This is a genomic window from Rhodococcus sp. EPR-157 (assembly GCF_001647195.1).
Classification (GTDB): domain Bacteria; phylum Actinomycetota; class Actinomycetes; order Mycobacteriales; family Mycobacteriaceae; genus Rhodococcoides.
In genome coordinates this window covers 1-15,678 of record NZ_LVCV01000191.1, presented here as the reverse complement: position 1 = coordinate 15,678, position 15,678 = coordinate 1, and the positions used below count along the sequence as shown (strand labels likewise).

Below are 15,678 nucleotides of genomic sequence, written 5' to 3'. Positions count from 1 at the left end.
TCTACACCGAAGTCGGTGACCAAGCCGTCGACGACGATGTGCTCGATACCGTTCAGCTGCAGCTGAACATGCAGGTCAGGATTGCTCCAGATATCTCGATCATGTTTCGTTGCAACGAGATCCCCGGGCTCCGGCAGCATAGTGGGATGAAGACGTGATCTCTCACTATCGGGATCGGAGCGCATCGAATCGCTCGAGTCCAAGCTCAGATAGCGGGTGCACACCACCAGCGATCCTTGCGCCCGGAACTCCTGACGAATGCCCTGTGCCCGACCGAGAACGTCCGGATCGTGCCCGAGCGCGATGATCCACGGTTGAAAGTCGATCTCGAGCAGTGCAGTCTTCGAGGCGATCATTTCAGTAACGGGTCCCGACGGCGGACGGCGCATTGTCCAGGATATCGAGGTCCTCGGCCGTGAGGACAAGTTGTGCGGCAGAGAGATTGGCGTCGAGATGTCGAGTCTTGGTGGTGCCAGGAATCGGGATGACATGCGGACCCTGAGCAAGAACCCATGCCAGAGCGATTGCGGCCGAGGTGGTCTCGTGTCGCCGCGCCACTTCCGCAACGGCGTCGACGATCGCTCGATTCTGCTGTGCTGCTTCACCGTTGAACCTGGGGAGAGTGGACCGGAAGTCCCAGGACGAGAGGTTCTCGGTGTTCAGTTCCCCGGTCAGGAAGCCACGTCCGAGCGGAGAGAACGCGACGAATACGGCGTCGCGTGCTCGTGACCATTCGACGATGTTCCCGACTTCGTATCCGTCCCCCAACGCATCTCGGGTCCATACCGAAAGCTCGGACTGCACAGCCGCAACCGGATGGATGGCATGCGCTGTGTCGGCTTGCTTGGTAGTGACCTCGCTGAGCCCGAGTGCTCGCACTTTGCCTGCTTCGACGAGCTCGGACAGAGCTCCCCATGACTCCTCGATGGGTACCTGCTCGTCGATGCGATGCAGGTAGTACAGATCGATCGTGTCGATTCCGAGCCGACGAAGGCTGTTGTCGCAGGCCTGACGGAGATGCTCGGGACGGCCATTGCGAGCGATCGTCGGCCTGCCGTCGACGATGGATCCGATGAGTCCGCCCTTCGTCGCGATGAGCACGTCTGCACCGGCCAAAGCACGTCCGACGACGGTCTCGTTCTCCCCGGCGGCGTAGGCGTCGCTGGTGTCGAAGAAGTCGATGCCCGATTCCAGCGCGTGGGCGAGTACCTGCGATCCTGCACGGGACGATTCGGGATTGACGGTCGAGTATGCCCAGTTGATGCCCATGCAGCCGAAGCCCACAGCACTGACGTCGCGATCGAGCGCGGGAATTCTACGAGTTGGGTTTGTCATTGCAGCTCCTGGCCTTGTTGGTCTATCGCGGTTCCATTGCAGTCGAGGCCACGCGAGATCAGATCTTCGTAGTGGGAAATCTTCGCTTCCAGGGCGTCACCGGCCTCGGTCAGAATTCGTTGGCGTTCGGCTATACGCTCGCGGTGTCTGGAGAGCAGTTCGATCCTCGACTGATGAGTGCCGGCACCGCCGTCGACGAGTGTGGCGAATTCGCGCATGTCAGCCGTCGGCATGCCCGTCGATCGAAGCCGCGACAGCAACTGGACCAATGCAACCATTCGTGGTGTGAACAGCCGACGGCCGTCGGACGTTCGAGCAATGCCCGGGATCAGCCCTTCGCGCTCGTACCACCGCAGCGTGTCCTGGCTGAGCCCCGAGCATGCGGCCATTTCGGCAATGCCAATGCCGTCATCGATCGGGGCGGCAGCGATCCGTGCACTCATGAAAGCGACGCTACGTCTTGGAGTGCACTCGAACGCAAGTGCTGCGACAACACTTCGGGGCGGACCCGCGACACTCAGATGTCGGACCGTCGAGGGATCAATTTCCCATGAGTGATTCGTCGACCTACACAGTTTCGTTCACCTGACTGCCCTACCTGCCTGGTTGGCCCTGGATAGAAGCGAACGCCGCGCAATACTCGCAGCCGATATCGAGCGGGCGCTCGCGTCGTATCCGGACGTGGCCATCCGCTGGTTCGACGCCGAAGCAATCAGTAGCGCCCCGTCCGACATCCTGAAGGCGACAACCACAAACTTCACATCTGAAATTGCGCCGTGATCGCGTGTACCGCCCACACGAGTTCGCACTTATGCAGGCCGATCGACGGCTTTCTTCTGCACAAGTGCGAACTCGCCGCCCATGAATGCCCAACTACCGGACAGGCGCGGTCAGCGGATCCGGCGCCCGACGCCCACGACCGTCATCGCTCGCGGTTGCGAGGCCTTCGCGGGCCCAGTACTCGAATCCGCCGATGAGTTCACGGACGTTCGTGTAGCCGAGGTTTGCCAGGGTGAGGGCGCCTCGCGTGCTCCCATTGCATCCCGGTCCCCAGCAGTAGACGACGATCGGCGAGTCCCGGTCGCCAGCGAACTCCGCAATGCGCTTGTCGAGGTCGGCGTTCGGGATGTGCACGGCCCCGGGGATACGCCCCTGACTCCATGACGCAGCGGACCGGGTATCGATGACGATCACGGGAACACCAGCGGACCGATCTGCAGCTAGGTCAGCCGGGTCGATCTCGTAGGCAAGTTTCGCGGCGAAGAACTCTGCCGCCGACAGTGATGGCTTCATGCCGATCATTAGACAGCTCACCAGATCTGAAGAGAACTACTGATCCACGGAAAGAACCGCACTTCTGCAGCACATTCCACGGTATATTCCCACCCGTGCAGTCGAAACCACGGATAGACCTAGATTCGACCGATCACGCCATCATCGAGCTACTGCAACAGGACGGTCGCGCCAGCGTCGCGCAACTCGCTCGCGCAATCAGTATGTCGCCCAGTGCAACAGCCGATCGCGTACGACGCCTCACCGACGGCGGCGTGATCACGGGCTACTCCGTCACCGTCGACCCCGAAGCGCTCGGGTACACCGTGACCGCGTTCGTGCGGTTGGTCTACCCGACGGGCAATTACAAGCCCTTCCACGATCTGGCCGACTCGCTTCCCGAAGTCATCGAAGCCCATCACGTCACGGGCGCGGATTGCTTCATCATCAAGGTGCTCGCACGGTCGATGCGCGACCTCGAACGAATTACCGGACGGCTTGCCACGCTCGGGGGCATCACAACCAACGTCGTCTACTCGAGCCCGGTTCCATCCAGGCACATAACGCCGGCCTGAACAGCCAGAACACTCAACTCAGTGGCACCCGTCACACATATTCAGTGACGTGATGCTGACGGCAAACGGTACCTCCGTGTGGACAACTTACTCGTCGGTAACCAATGCTCGGTTGCGTCGCCGCACCCGTGGCCGACGCAACTCGTCGGGCGAGGGTGGAATCATGAGCGTGAACCGTCGGAATTTTGTCAGGGCGGCCGGAATCGCAGGAACAGCTGCCGCCGCGACGCTTCTCGGCGGCACTGCTCACCGCGCTGCCGCGGCACCAATTCTCGGCCCGATGTACGCGCAGTTCGTGCCCGACATCTACGCCCCGGTTCCGTCCGCACCCGACCACTCGGACGCCATCGTGGTGGGGTCCGGGTTCGGCGCAGCCATCACCGCACGCCGCTTGGCCGATGCGGGCGTGTCGGTTACCATCGTCGAGCGCGGATCCCGTTGGCCCAGTGATCCGTTCCGGCAGATCTTCGCCAACGACTTCATGCCGGACGGTCGCGCCTTCTGGCGAAGCCCAGGCCTCGCGCCGCTGACGGGGCTGCCCACCGTTCCCACGGACTCGTTCGGCGGCATCTTCGACGTGACCGAACACGGATCGATCGATGTCTGGCGAGCCGCAGCAGTAGGCGGCGGATCACTGGTCTTCACCGGGGTCATGATCGCCCCGGAACGCCGCTACTTCGACGCCGTGTTCGGATCGACGCTGTCGTACGACGAACTGACGTCGGTGTACTACCCTCGCGTCCGCTCCGAACTGCGCCTGTCCTCGATGCCGGACGACATCTACGCCTCCGCCCCGTTCACACACTCGCGGGTGTGGGACGCGCAGGTTCGCCGCGCCGGGTACAACCCGTCGCGCATCGACGGCATCTGGAACTGGGACACCGTCCGCGCGGAACTGAACGGCAGATCGCGGCCATCGGCCATTCTCGGCGAATCCAACCTGGGCAACTCCAACGGCGCAAAGTTCGATCTGACGCAGAACTACCTGGCAGCGGCGGAAGCGACCGGTCGATGCACCATCCATCCGCGCCACGAGGTCACGACCGTCACGCAGGAGCCGAACGGCAGGTACGCCCTGACGGTATCCATCCTCGCGCCCGACGCATCGGTGATCGATCGACGCACCATCACCTGCGACCGGTTGTTCCTCGGCGCAGGTTCCATGGGTACTTCCGAGCTGCTGGTCCGCGCTCGCGACACCGGGGCGTTGCCGAACCTGGACGAGCACATCGGTGAAGGCTGGGGCACCAACGGTGACGCAGCTCTGGTGCGCGGCATGAGCGCAGAGGGCGTCGGCGTCGTACAGGGCTCCCCCTCGGCGACGCGTATCACCGACGAATCAGGCACGCCGCTGACGTTGGAGAATTGGTACGTACCCGGTTCCCCCGTCGACCTGTCTCTCATCGGCTCACTCGGCATGGTTCTCGACCCCACTCGTGGCCGGTTCGTCTACGACCGTGCAACCGACGCAGTCCGGCTCGCGTGGCCGGACCAGGGCAATCGATACGTCGAGGAAGCGCTCAGAGCGGTGCACAACACGATCGCCGAACGCTCCAACATCGGCACTGGATATCCGCCACTGGGCGTGCGAGATGTCAACGCGACCTTCACTGCTCATCCGCTGGGTGGCGTCGTGCTCGGGAAGGCAACCGACGGGTACGGGCGGGTCAACGGTTACGACGGCCTGTACGTCGTCGACGGTTCACTCGTGCCTGGCAGCACCGGGATCGTCAATCCGTCGCTGACCATCAGCGCATTGGCCGAGCGCAACGTCGAAGAGGTGCTACGAGCGCGCGGCTGACGCGCTGCTCGCCGCGCAGTCCAACATCGCGAATGCGGCCCGGAGCTGACCACGCGCGGCGTCGATCTCGTCGACGTTTCCGGCGAAGTGGTGCAGAAGCGCCCTCTGAAAAATGCCATCGAGAAGGATGTAGGCCGACGCCCGGTCCATCGTCGGCGTAGTTCCCAGCAGATCGCAGTAGCGAACCACGACGCGCCAGATCATGTCTTCGCGACGCGCTTCGATGTCGAGTACGTCGCTTCGGAACAAGCCGTCGAACAGGGCCTGATTCCGCAGGTCGTACCACAACCGGTGTATTCCAGCGTCCGCGACGAGAGTGGCGAAGTACTTATCGGCGAAGTCGGAGAACAGGTGCTCGGCGTCGGGAGCGCTTGCGACCACCTCGTCGTAGCGGGTGACACAGATGGCTTCGTACTGGCGCACCGCGTGGGTGATGAGATCGAGCTTGTCCGTGAAGTAGTAGTGCAGCACGCCGTGTGAGTACTCGGAATTCTGCGCGATTTCCCGGAGCGATGTGCGTGCATACCCGAGTTCGGCGAGCGTGTGCAGCGTCGCCTCCGCCAGCTCGGTGCGTTTGGCCTCGAACTTGTTGCGAGCACGCTCTTCTACACGCGCGCGAGGGTCGGCAGTCTGGGTCATTATCCGTGTCCTTTCCGCGCGCTCGTCGTGAATCACTCGACATCAGTGTAGGCCCGACGTCATTTTTCCAAACTTTGGGCAGTCGTCAAGAAAAATCTTGACGGCTGTATAGATTCTCCCATAGTGTGATCGACAGCACATCTTGGGAGCGCGGACGTACACCCTCCCGAAGAAGGTGCCCCGGTTCCAACCCACCTCGGTCCGCCGTGCTGGCAGACCGTTCACGAGAGGACCTTTTCCATGCCAACCGACAAGCGCGTCGTCGTCTATGGGGCGTCGGGATACACCGGTCGACTGATCTGTGAATACCTGAGGGAGTACAACATCCCGTTCCTGGCCGCCGGCCGTAGCCAGGGCCGAGTGAAGGGCATCCTCGACGCGGTCCCCGGCATCGACACCGTCGAATACGAGATCGCCGAGGTCGAACACACCAAAGATGCTCTGGTGGAGGCGTTCCGGGGTGCAGAGGTTGTTCTCAACACCGTAGGTCCGTTCTCACGCTTCGGACACGAAGTGGTCCAGGCATGCCTCGAGATCGGCGCGCACTACACCGACACGACCGGTGAGCAGGACTGGATGATCGACGCCGAGAAGAAGTACGGCGCCGACTTCGCGTCCCGAAACATCGTGCTCACACCAGGTTTGGCCCAGATGTACAGCATCGGGGAAATCGCGGCGAACATCTGTCTCGAGACACCCGGACTGGACACGCTCGACATCGAGGTCTTCTGGAAGGGGCATCCGACCGTCGCGTCCACCAATACCATCCTGACCAACGCCGCCTTCTCCAAGGCCTTCTACCTCGAGCAGAACGAGTACGTCGAGTGGCCGGCCGACGACGGGGTCTTCCAGGTCGTTGTGCCCGGTCAGCACGAACTCGGTCTGGCGCTGCCGTGGGGCGGGACGTCACATCCGGTGTGGTTCAAGAACGATCCGCGGGTCGCGAACGCCAAGGCCTACGGCGGCGTGATCAACAAGCCGCTGATGCTGGCGGTGCCCCAGATCATCTCTGCTGCACTGGCACAGATGGAGGGCAAATCGGATGCCGAGAAGTACCAGATCATCGACACGGTGTCGGCCTCCGTCCGTAGCGAGACTCCTCCTCGTGAGAACCCGCGAATCAACACCTCGCTCGATTCGGTGTACGCGTCGGGTCCGCTCGGACGGGTGCACACGGTGATCCACGGCAACTGCAACTACAAGCAGACCGCGCTGCTCAACGCATTCGCGGCTGCGCACCTGCTGCAAGGGCCACCGAAGAAGGTCGGATTCGCCTCCAGCTGCCAGGCATTCGGTCATCGAGAACTACTCGGCGTGCTGCGCGCGTTCGGACTTGTACTCGACCCCATCGTCACCGCGCACAGCTGAGGACAGGGCCGATGAGGCTGTCCGACTACCTCGACAAAGGGGTATCACTGGGCCGAGATGCACCGTGTCTGACCATAGGTGACCGAACCCGAAGCTACGGGGAGGTCTACGACGACACGGTCAGGATCGCCAGCGCACTGCAACACACCGGGATCGACACGGGCGATCGTGTGGCAGTGCTGTCCGCCAACGATCCGCTTGCGCTGACGTGCGTGTTCGCGATCTCGCGAGCAGGTGCAGTGTGGTGCCCGATCAACCCGCGCAACGAGGCAGACGAGAACCGTCAACTGTTCGACCTGTTCGGTTGCCGATTCTTGTTCTTTCAGAGCGCTTTTGCCGAACTTGTTGCTCGTATCCGCGACCAACTGCCACAGCTCGAATGGATCGTGTGCCTCGACGGGGAGGTGCCGGGCGCACTGTCGTACGAGCAGTGGCTCGCCGAACACGGATCCGACTCGGTCGCCGACAGACGGCCTGCAGACGGGCTGTGCATGATCGCCGGAACCGGCGGCACAACGGGCAGACCGAAGGGCGTGCGCCTGACCGAGGAGAACATGATGACCTCCACGGCAACGGCGTTGATGAGCTATCCCTTCGGTGAACGTCCGCAATACCTAGCGCTCGCGCCGCTGACTCATTCGGCAGGAGTGCTGACATTCCCCGTCCTCAGCCTCGGAGGACATGTGGTCGTAATGCCGGCCCCCGACGTCGGGAAGTTTCTGTCCCTGATCGAGCAGCACGGCATCACGCATGCATTTCTTCCACCGACGGTCATCTACGGTGTACTCGATCATCCGGATCTCGACGGAACGGACCTGTCGTCGTTGCGGTGTCTCTGGTACGGCGCTGCACCGATGTCGCCGACGCGGTTGGAGGAGGCACTGATCCGAATCGGACCCGTTCTCGGACAGCTCTTCGGACAGACCGAAGCACCCAACATGATCGCCACGCTCGCACCCGCCGATCACTTCCGCAGCGACGGCTCCATCGCCGTCGAGCGGCTGACCTCGGCCGGCAAACCGACACCGCTGACGACGGTCGCGATCATGAATGACGACGGTGCACTGCTCGGGCGCGGCGAGCGTGGCGAGATCGTCGTCCGCGGCCCTCTGGTGATGCAGGGCTACCACGAGAATCCCGACGCCACAGCCGAAGTCGGCGCGCATGGCTGGCACCACACCGGTGACATCGGGTATCTCGACGACGACGGCTATCTGTATGTCGTCGACCGGGCGAAAGACATGATCATCACAGGCGGTTTCAACGTCTACTCGGCCGAGGTGGAACAGGCGTTGCTGTCCCACCCCTCGGTCAAGGAAAGTGCCGTTGTCGGCCTACCCGACGCAAAGTGGGGTGAACGGGTCACCGCTGCAGTTCTTCTTCGTCCCGGCCGCGAAGCGTCGGGAGAAGAACTGATCGATTTCGTGAAGAAGCGAATAGGCAGTATCAAGGCGCCCAAACAGATTCAGATATGGACCGACCTTCCGCGTTCGAAGGTCGGCAAGGTTCTCAAGACCGAAGTGCGCACCACCATGACACTCTCAGCATCATCGAAAGGAAGCACACCATGACCGAGTTCGAGGGCAAGCGCGTATTCGTCACCGGCTCCGGCGCCGGCATCGGAAAAGCCATCTCCAAGATGTTCATCGACCGTGGCGCACGCGTCGTCGTCAGCGATGTCGACGAGGGAGCAGCAGCCAAGGCCGCCGAGGAGATCGGTGCTGCAGGTATCGCGAACTGCGACGTCTCCGACGAGGGCCAGGTACAGACCGCAGTCGCGCAGGCCGTGGAGATTCTGGGCGGACTCGACATCCTGGTGAACAACGCCGGTATCGAAATCTCGTCGCCGCTGCTGCAGCAGTCGACGGAGAGCTTCGACAAGATCTATGCCGTGAACGTGAAAGGCCCGTTCCTGGTCATGAAGGCCGCGATCGGCCCGCTGGTCGAGTCGAAGGGCAACATCGTCAACATCGCCTCACTCGCCGGCGTCGGCGGCAGCCCGCTACTCGGTTCCTATTGCGCCACAAAGGCTGCGGTCATTCAGCTCACGCGTGTCGCGGCCATCGAGATGCGAGCCTCGGGAGTCCGGGTGAACGCCGTATGCCCCGGCTTCGCCGATACCGCAATGGTCGATCGACTGGTCCCGGATTTCGAAGCGGCTACCCAGATGCCGTTCGGCGATCTCGTCGCCGCCAAACAGGGCCGGTTGGGTACACCCGAGGACATCGCAGAGGTGACGCTGTTCCTCGCGTCGAACGACAAAGCGTCGTGGATCACCGGAAGCCACTACATCCTCGACGGGGGCCTGTCGGCGTCGCTCGTCTAGGGTCTTCACTCACCCGCAAACAACGGTGACAAGAAACGGCGTTCGTAGCGCCGAATACACCCCGTGGTCCGAGCGAACCGGAATGCCTCGATGCAGTCGGGGTCGATGGCGGAATCCTGTCGGTACTTCTCGTAGGCCGCAAGCGAGTCGAAGGTGAACAGCGCGAACGCTTCGTCGCTGTCACCTTCGCTCGGCAGGAAGTAGCCGTGATGTCGGCCGCCGAACCGCTCGACGAGAGGAATCCATCGACGGCCGTACTCGCGGAAGTCGTCGAGTCGGTCGGGGTCGATCTCGTACCGCAGGTGTATGGAGATCATCGTTCATCTTTCGGCAGGTTGTGCAGCGGACTGGTAGTCCCATTCTGGGGCCTTACAAGGTGGAATCGATAGCCAGTTCCTCAGCCGTGGACTGCGGCTCCGCCGCAGTGGCACGGTTAAGTGCATTGACGTGCACTCAACCGTGCCAGTGGGCGGGACGCCCAGTGAGGCATGGCCGCGAGCGCTCGAAGCAACTCGGTGAGCTCCGGTGGATCGTGCGCGCTAACCGAGCGCGACGGGGAGCAACCCCCGAGGCGTCCGCGATGCGATGTCCTCCAAAGCCCCGGCCAAGCGGGGGAATGCGAACTGAAAACCTGTATCCGTCAACACTCCTGGAGATACCCATCGGCTTTTCAAAACGAGTTCGGCTTCCGTGCGGATCACACGAGCGCCCAGTTGGAGCAACCAAGCAGGGGTCGACAGCCCATGACTATGCCCCAGCGCGATCCGAACTTCTTTCATCAGCTCCTCGTTGGTCACTGGAAACGGGGTAGCAACGTTGACCGGGCCCGAAATACCTGCGTGGTCGTACAGGTGATCGACTGCGCGCGCCACATCCGAAACGTGCACCCAGCTGAAAATCTGGCCGCCGTCACCCATCTTCCCTCCCAGTCCGACTCGGGCCAGATCGATGATCGGATTGATGGCCCCGCCGCCTGCGCCCAGCACGATCGACAGGCGAAGCGCCACCCTGCGAACCGATACATCGGCGTCGAAAAGTTCACGCTCCCAGGCGCGCGCCACCTCGACCGAGAAGCCCGATCCCAGATCGCCGGACCGCTCGTCCATCGGACGGTCTCGCGAATCACGATAGATGGTCCCGGTGCTGGCATTGACCCACAACGCCGGCGGGTGCCGCACATCGGCCAGAGCCCGACCCAGCATCGCCGTCGTCTGAACGCGGGACGACATGATCTCGTCGGCGTTCGTCTTGTTGTAGCGACAGCTCACCGAGCGACCGGCGAGATTCACGACGAGATCAATGCCGTCGAGAACGTCGACGATGCTTCGATAGTCGGACCACGTTGCGTCGCTGGATGTTCCGCGGCCGACCGTTCGCACGCGGATACCGCGCTCCTCGTACGATCGACGCAGATAGTTGCCGATGTACCCCGAAGCCCCACACAGGACGACAGAAGTCGGTGAATCCGTCACGGTCGCAACCCTTCTTCTGACGTCATTCGTTTCATGAGCCCTGCCACATCGGCGACCAATCCGCGTGCAACCGGTAGCCGAACGAGGCGCACAGCTTTGGCCACCACCGGAACCAGTCCGTCGATCAACGTTCGGGTACGCACTTGGTTCTCCGAGGAATCGGTCACCCAATGCAGGGTGACGCCCAGGTAGATCATCCACAGGAGCGTCGGGAGACTGTCGTTCAGCGACGCAGGCACCTTCTGCTTCGACGCTGCAAGGGTCGCCCGCATCAGGTCGATGGCCATGGACCTTGCGTCGGACGATTCTTCGGAGAACGGACTGGAACTGGATCTGGTCGGCAGCGCCAACTGCAGGAACGTGCCTCCGAACGCGTGGTACGGCGCCATCACGTCCACACCGGAATGCAGTACCGCGGCCAGGTTGTCGGACAGCGATCCACCGTCGACGAGGACCCGAAGCGCGCGGTCCCTGTGATCGCGCTGAATGACCATGTACAGCTCGTGGACCAGTTCGTCCTTGCCCGCGAAGTAGTAGTACGCATTGCCCAGCGAGACGCCGGCTTCGTCGGCAATCCGACGCATAGTGGTCGCATGAAATCCCTCGTCTCGGAACAGTCGCAGCGCGACCTCGACTACCTTGTCGCGTGTCTCGGATGTCCGAACCATCTGCGCACCTCAATTCTGAACGTGTTCAAAACGAACGGTAGACCTATGTTTGAACATGTTCAAGTTCCTGTCGTGGACAGGTACGTCAGTTCGTTAGCCTTTGATAAGGTCGGCCGCCATGGGGGCCATCAACTCTGAAATCACGACGCCATCTCCGCCCGAGGAAACCACCGACGTACCGATACGAAGATCGGATTTCCGCCGAGTCCGCAACGTCGCTGTCGTAGCCGCAGTCATCGGGATACTCGCAGCCATTTCGATTCCCCTCCTGCCGGTACACCAGACCGAGGCCCGCATGTCGTGGCCGCAAGGAAGCTCGCTCGAAGCGGTCACAGCGCCGTTGGTCTCCTACACACCGGCAAGCTTCGATATGACGATTCCGTGTTCCGCCATCGAGGAACTGGCAACCAATGGCGGTGGCGTCGTAGTGTCGACGGCTCCGATCGGTGCCGCAGAACCGGATCGATGGGCATTGTCAGCACGCGTGCAGGCAGATCGGCTGGAAGTTGTTGCACGCAGCACTGTTCTGCTGTCCACTCAGATCGTCCCCGACGCCGGGTGCGCAGTATCGGTCTCCTCTACGCCCACACAGACGACCGTGGCAGTGACCGGAACTGCAGGTAGCGACACCGAGCAGGTCTTCGAGCAGGATCTGCGACCACAGATGGTCGGTGTGTTCTCCGATCTATCCGGTGCTGCCGTGCCGGACGGGCTGCGCGTCGACGCCACCGTGGATACGCGTTTCACAACGTCACCGACGGCACTGAAGCTGGTGGCAATGATCGCCGCCGTTGCCGCGACGGCGATCGCACTGCTTGCCCTGCATCGCCTCGATGAGTCCGACGGACGTCGCGCGCGCAGATTCCTTCCATCGTCGTGGTGGAGTTTCACCGTCAAAGATGGTGTCGTAGTGGGCGTTCTCGCGCTCTGGCATGTCATCGGCGCCAATACTTCCGACGATGGCTATCAGCTCGGCATGGCACGAGCCGCAGGCGAAGCCGGCTACATGTCCAACTACTTCCGATGGTTCGGCGTACCGGAATCTCCTTTCGGCACACCGTTCTACGACGTTTTGGCTTTGATGACTCACGTGTCTACAGCCAGTGTCTGGATGCGGCTTCCGGCTCTCGCGGCCGGCATCCTCACCTGGTGGCTGATCAGCCGCGAGGTCGCTCCCCGCCTCGGCACAGCAGTTCGGCGCTCGTCGTTGCCGCTGTGGACCGCCGCGTTCGTGTTCCTCGCGTTCTGGCTCCCGTTCAACAACGGACTGCGCCCGGAACCGATTGTTGCCGCCGGGGTCCTGCTGACCTGGTGTTCCGTCGAACGGGCCATTGCGACCCGACGCTTGCTCCCCGCGGCCGCCGCCATCGTCATCGGCGCGGTCACCGTGACTGCAGGCCCATCCGGCATCATCTGCTTCGCGGCTCTGATCGCCGGTGCGCGGCCGATAGCCCGAATTCTCGCCGATCGAGCGCGCGTCACCGGATACGCCGCATTGCTGCTACCGATGCTCTCCGCCGGCTTGGTCATCCTGGTTGCCGCGTTCGCCGATCAGACAATGGCTGCTGTCCGGGAAATGCAACGGGTTCACGTCATTTCGCCCAGTGAGCCGTGGTTCAACGAGTACATGCGATACCAATGGCTGTTCCAGGACACGGTCGACGGCTCGCTCGGACGCCGATTCGCCGTCTTCACCATGATCCTGTGTCTGGTAGCCGTCGCGCTGACGATTCTTCGGCGCGGAGGCCAGATCCCGGGGACCGCCCGGGGACCGGTTGGACGGATCGTCGGGATCACCGTCGGTGCAATGGTGTTGATGATGTTCGTCCCGACGAAGTGGACACACCACTTCGGAATCTACGCGGGCCTCGCTGCTTCGCTCGCTGTTCCTGCGGCAGTAGCAGTCGGACCGATGGTCCTTCGATCACGTCGAAACCGTGCATTGTTCGCCGCGGCGGTCGTTGCCGTCGTATCCATCTCTTTCGTAGGCAGGAACGGATGGTGGTACGTATCTGCTTTCGGCGTTCCGTGGCGAGACAAGGCGCCGTCCATTGCCGGGCATGGATTCGCCGTCGCATTACTTGCTGTCGCAGGGCTGTTGCTCGCGATCGCCGCGTGGCACCACATACATCCGGTTGCCTCGAAACGTACGGACACGCCGTCTCGCATCTGGCGTGTGCCAGCTCTGACAGTGGTGGCCGCGGCGATGGTCGTCTTCGAGATACTGTCGTTGGCCAAGGGAGCGGTGTCGCAGTATCCGGCGTATTCGGTCGCCCGTTCCAATATCGACGCACTCACCGGTTCACCGTGCGGGCTCGCACACGATGTTCTGCTCGAGACGGACGCCAACGAGTCCATGTTGCAACCGATGTCGGCAAACCCCGCCGATGCACTCTCGACCCCCGGTGGGTCGGGGTTCACACCGAACGGCGTCGCCGGCGATCTGACGCCAGATGAAGAGGATGTCGCGTCCGGGACGGCGAACAGCGTCGACCGCACGAACACGGACCAGAACTCTCCGGGTGGCACGGCCGGAACCGGCGGCGGCATCGGAGGAGAAGGCATCAATGGCAGCACCGTTGCCCTCCCGTTCGGATTGAACCCGGGTTCCACGCCGGTCATGGGAAGCGTCGGCGCGCAGGACGCGGCCACGGCAACGTCCGACTGGTATCGCCTCCCCGATCCCGATTCCGACGGTTCTCGCGGCGACATCGTCTCGATCGCGGCTGCCGGACGCATTCGGTCCGTCGATGCGGACGGAATCGAGACGTACGGACAAAAGCTCGAAGTCGAGTACGGCACGACGTCTTCCGATGGGAGTGTTTCTGTCCTTGGGTCCGCCGTTCCCATCGATATCGGCCCCACTCCGTCGTGGCGCAATCTTCGGGTGCCGCTGGCAGATCTACCTGCCGAGGCTGACGCGGTCCGTATCGTGGCCGCCGACTTCGACATTCGTGATGAACAGTGGGTCGCGTTCACTCCGCTGCGGGTCCCCGTGACACGCACACTTCAGGATGTCGTCGGCCGCGACGCCCCGGTCCTGCTGGATTGGGCAGTCGGGCTCAATTTCCCGTGCCAGCATCAGATGCTGCACGCCAATGGCGTCGCGGAAATTCCCGAGTACCGAATCTCCCCCGATCGACCGCTCGCTGTGGTCACCGGGTTGTGGCAGGACCACTACGGCGGCGGGCCGCTCGGCTGGACGCAGTTGCTGTTGGGCGCGCGGACGATACCGTCGTATCTGGCCGACGACTGGGACCAGGACTGGGGTTCGATCGAGCAGTTCGTGGCGATCGACAAGTCGGCTCGACCAGCAGAACTGCAGCTCAGCACCGAAACTCGATCCGGGCTGTGGACGCCAGGACCGATCAACATCACCTCATGACCGCCTACCGGGCCGAATCGCTACCCCAGCGCTCTCGCTGACTTCGGTTCACCCGAGAACTGACGCCGAAACTCGGTCGGCGTGACGCCTATGAGACGACGGAAGTGATGGCGCAGAAGCGGGGCCGAACCGAACCCACTTCTCGCGGCAACTTCCTCGATCGACCACGAATTCAGTTCCAGCAGTTCCTGGGCGCGCGCGACGCGTCGTTGAGTCAGCCAACCGTGCGGTGTCACACCGACTTCGGTCGAGAATCGTCGCATCAGGGTTCGCGATGAGACACCGGCCACGCCAGCCAGATCCGTGATGCTGAGCGGGTCGGCCAGGTGACCGTCGATCCAGTCGATGACCTCTTGAAGACTGTGGTCCGGTCCGAGACTCACTGGGGTGTCGACGAATTGGCGCTGGTCTCCACGACGATGAGCAGGCACCACCATGCGACGGGCGATGCGATTCGCGACGGCCGGACCGTGGGCCGTCCGAATCAGGTGGAGGCAGGCGTCGATTCCAGCTGCAGTGCCCGCACTGGAAACGATCGGACCGTCCTGGTGGTAGAGCAGATCGGCGTCGACGACAACGCTCGGGTGGCTCTCGGCGAGGTGCGCCGCATGACGCCAGTGGGTGACGACACGCCGTCCGTCGAGAACACCGGCGTGTGCGAGGGCGAACACTCCCGTACATACCGACAGCAGCCGCGCCCCGCGGTCGTGTGCGTGACGCACAGCCTGAAGAACCGCATCCGACGGCGGCCGATCGAGCGGCGAGGAGGGTAGCGCGACCAGGTCGGCGTCATCTGCCGCGGAAAGGGGCAACGCTGCGACTACCGAAGTTCCCGTG

At 62.7% G+C, this 15,678-nt stretch carries 16 protein-coding genes; 7 read left to right on the top strand and 9 right to left on the bottom strand.

Going from position 1 to position 15,678, the window contains the following annotated elements; translation table 11 throughout:
* The 3 genes from A2J03_RS08930 to A2J03_RS08920 all read right to left on the bottom strand — a co-directional run.
* Positions 1–356, bottom strand: a 356-nt coding sequence (locus A2J03_RS08930; RefSeq protein WP_197480682.1) for a cysteine hydrolase family protein, incomplete at its 3' end; no start/stop codon positions are given.
* 1 nt (position 357) lies between these two features.
* Positions 358–1,335, bottom strand: coding sequence for an aldo/keto reductase (locus A2J03_RS08925; protein WP_068372341.1), 978 nt, complete (start codon positions 1,333–1,335; stop codon positions 358–360).
* Positions 1,332–1,778, bottom strand: a complete 447-nt coding sequence (locus tag A2J03_RS08920) for a MerR family transcriptional regulator (RefSeq protein ID WP_068372338.1) — start codon at positions 1,776–1,778, stop codon at positions 1,332–1,334. The genes A2J03_RS08925 and A2J03_RS08920 overlap by 4 nt, the downstream gene beginning before the upstream one ends.
* A gap of 163 nt (positions 1,779–1,941) precedes the next feature.
* On the opposite strand from A2J03_RS08920, the gene A2J03_RS30440 reads away from it, so the two are divergent.
* Positions 1,942–2,115, top strand: coding sequence for a hypothetical protein (locus A2J03_RS30440; protein WP_156520277.1), 174 nt, complete (start codon positions 1,942–1,944; stop codon positions 2,113–2,115).
* A gap of 93 nt (positions 2,116–2,208) precedes the next feature.
* Here the strand turns inward: A2J03_RS30440 and A2J03_RS08915 are convergent, their stop codons facing one another.
* Positions 2,209–2,628: a rhodanese-like domain-containing protein gene (locus A2J03_RS08915; RefSeq protein ID WP_197480681.1), complete on the bottom strand. Its 420-nt coding sequence runs from the start codon at positions 2,626–2,628 to the stop codon at positions 2,209–2,211.
* 95 nt (positions 2,629–2,723) lie between these two features.
* Between A2J03_RS08915 and A2J03_RS08910 the strand changes: the two genes are divergently transcribed.
* Both A2J03_RS08910 and A2J03_RS08905 read left to right on the top strand, forming a co-directional pair.
* On the top strand, positions 2,724–3,182 hold the full coding sequence (locus A2J03_RS08910; RefSeq protein WP_231912450.1) for an Lrp/AsnC family transcriptional regulator: 459 nt from the start codon (positions 2,724–2,726) through the stop codon (positions 3,180–3,182).
* A 163-nt stretch (positions 3,183–3,345) separates the two neighbouring features.
* Positions 3,346–4,983, top strand: a complete 1,638-nt coding sequence (locus A2J03_RS08905) for a GMC oxidoreductase (RefSeq protein WP_197480680.1) — start codon at positions 3,346–3,348, stop codon at positions 4,981–4,983.
* Here the strand turns inward: A2J03_RS08905 and A2J03_RS08900 are convergent.
* Positions 4,966–5,622: a TetR/AcrR family transcriptional regulator gene (locus A2J03_RS08900; protein ID WP_068372332.1), complete on the bottom strand. Its 657-nt coding sequence runs from the start codon at positions 5,620–5,622 to the stop codon at positions 4,966–4,968. The two genes, A2J03_RS08905 and A2J03_RS08900, sit on opposite strands and share 18 nt — an antisense overlap.
* A gap of 240 nt (positions 5,623–5,862) precedes the next feature.
* Between A2J03_RS08900 and A2J03_RS08895 the strand changes: the two genes are divergently transcribed.
* Genes A2J03_RS08895 through A2J03_RS08885 form a run of 3 tightly spaced genes read left to right on the top strand, consistent with a single transcriptional unit; the run spans position 5,863 to position 9,316 of the window.
* Positions 5,863–6,990 (top strand): DUF5938 domain-containing protein, encoded by a 1,128-nt coding sequence (locus A2J03_RS08895; protein ID WP_068372329.1) that lies wholly within the window; start codon positions 5,863–5,865, stop codon positions 6,988–6,990.
* Positions 6,991–7,001: 11 nt separating this feature from the next.
* Positions 7,002–8,561, top strand: coding sequence for an acyl-CoA synthetase (locus A2J03_RS08890; RefSeq protein ID WP_068372325.1), 1,560 nt, complete (start codon positions 7,002–7,004; stop codon positions 8,559–8,561).
* A complete protein-coding gene (locus A2J03_RS08885; protein ID WP_068372322.1) occupies positions 8,558–9,316 on the top strand; it encodes an SDR family NAD(P)-dependent oxidoreductase in 759 nt (252 codons plus the stop codon). The genes A2J03_RS08890 and A2J03_RS08885 overlap by 4 nt, the downstream gene beginning before the upstream one ends.
* A 5-nt stretch (positions 9,317–9,321) precedes the next feature.
* Here the strand turns inward: A2J03_RS08885 and A2J03_RS08880 are convergent, their stop codons facing one another.
* From A2J03_RS08880 to A2J03_RS08870, 3 genes are all read right to left on the bottom strand, one after another.
* Positions 9,322–9,633, bottom strand: a complete 312-nt coding sequence (locus A2J03_RS08880; protein WP_068372319.1) for an NIPSNAP family protein — start codon at positions 9,631–9,633, stop codon at positions 9,322–9,324.
* 222 nt (positions 9,634–9,855) lie between these two features.
* Positions 9,856–10,788 carry a TIGR01777 family oxidoreductase gene (locus tag A2J03_RS08875; protein WP_068372316.1) on the bottom strand — a complete coding sequence of 311 codons (933 nt, stop codon included), beginning with the start codon at positions 10,786–10,788 and terminating at the stop codon, positions 9,856–9,858.
* Complete coding sequence (locus tag A2J03_RS08870) at positions 10,785–11,456, bottom strand: TetR/AcrR family transcriptional regulator (RefSeq protein ID WP_068372314.1); 672 nt, start codon at positions 11,454–11,456, stop codon at positions 10,785–10,787. Before A2J03_RS08870 ends, A2J03_RS08875 begins: the two co-directional genes overlap by 4 nt.
* Positions 11,457–11,574: 118 nt before the next feature.
* Between A2J03_RS08870 and A2J03_RS08865 the strand changes: the two genes are divergently transcribed.
* Positions 11,575–14,841 (top strand): arabinosyltransferase domain-containing protein, encoded by a 3,267-nt coding sequence (locus A2J03_RS08865; protein ID WP_082897703.1) that lies wholly within the window; start codon positions 11,575–11,577, stop codon positions 14,839–14,841.
* A gap of 20 nt (positions 14,842–14,861) precedes the next feature.
* Here the strand turns inward: A2J03_RS08865 and A2J03_RS08860 are convergent.
* Positions 14,862–15,678 (bottom strand): GlxA family transcriptional regulator (locus A2J03_RS08860; protein ID WP_068372311.1); only part of this gene is annotated, 817 nt, incomplete at its 5' end.

Excerpts from the sequence above, each read along its gene's own strand:
- A2J03_RS08925 (WP_068372341.1), bottom strand. The coding sequence starts at position 1,335 with ATGACAAACCCAACTCGTAGAATTCCCGCGCTCGATCGCGACGTCAGT.
- A2J03_RS08920 (WP_068372338.1), bottom strand. The coding sequence starts at position 1,778 with ATGAGTGCACGGATCGCTGCCGCCCCGATCGATGACGGCATTGGCATT.
- A2J03_RS08915 (WP_197480681.1), bottom strand. The coding sequence starts at position 2,628 with ATGAAGCCATCACTGTCGGCGGCAGAGTTCTTCGCCGCGAAACTTGCC.
- A2J03_RS08905 (WP_197480680.1), top strand. The coding sequence starts at position 3,346 with ATGAGCGTGAACCGTCGGAATTTTGTCAGGGCGGCCGGAATCGCAGGA.
- A2J03_RS08900 (WP_068372332.1), bottom strand. The coding sequence starts at position 5,622 with ATGACCCAGACTGCCGACCCTCGCGCGCGTGTAGAAGAGCGTGCTCGC.
- A2J03_RS08895 (WP_068372329.1), top strand. The coding sequence starts at position 5,863 with ATGCCAACCGACAAGCGCGTCGTCGTCTATGGGGCGTCGGGATACACC.
- A2J03_RS08890 (WP_068372325.1), top strand. The coding sequence starts at position 7,002 with ATGAGGCTGTCCGACTACCTCGACAAAGGGGTATCACTGGGCCGAGAT.
- A2J03_RS08885 (WP_068372322.1), top strand. The coding sequence starts at position 8,558 with ATGACCGAGTTCGAGGGCAAGCGCGTATTCGTCACCGGCTCCGGCGCC.
- A2J03_RS08880 (WP_068372319.1), bottom strand. The coding sequence starts at position 9,633 with ATGATCTCCATACACCTGCGGTACGAGATCGACCCCGACCGACTCGAC.
- A2J03_RS08870 (WP_068372314.1), bottom strand. The coding sequence starts at position 11,456 with ATGGTTCGGACATCCGAGACACGCGACAAGGTAGTCGAGGTCGCGCTG.
- A2J03_RS08865 (WP_082897703.1), top strand. The coding sequence starts at position 11,575 with ATGGGGGCCATCAACTCTGAAATCACGACGCCATCTCCGCCCGAGGAA.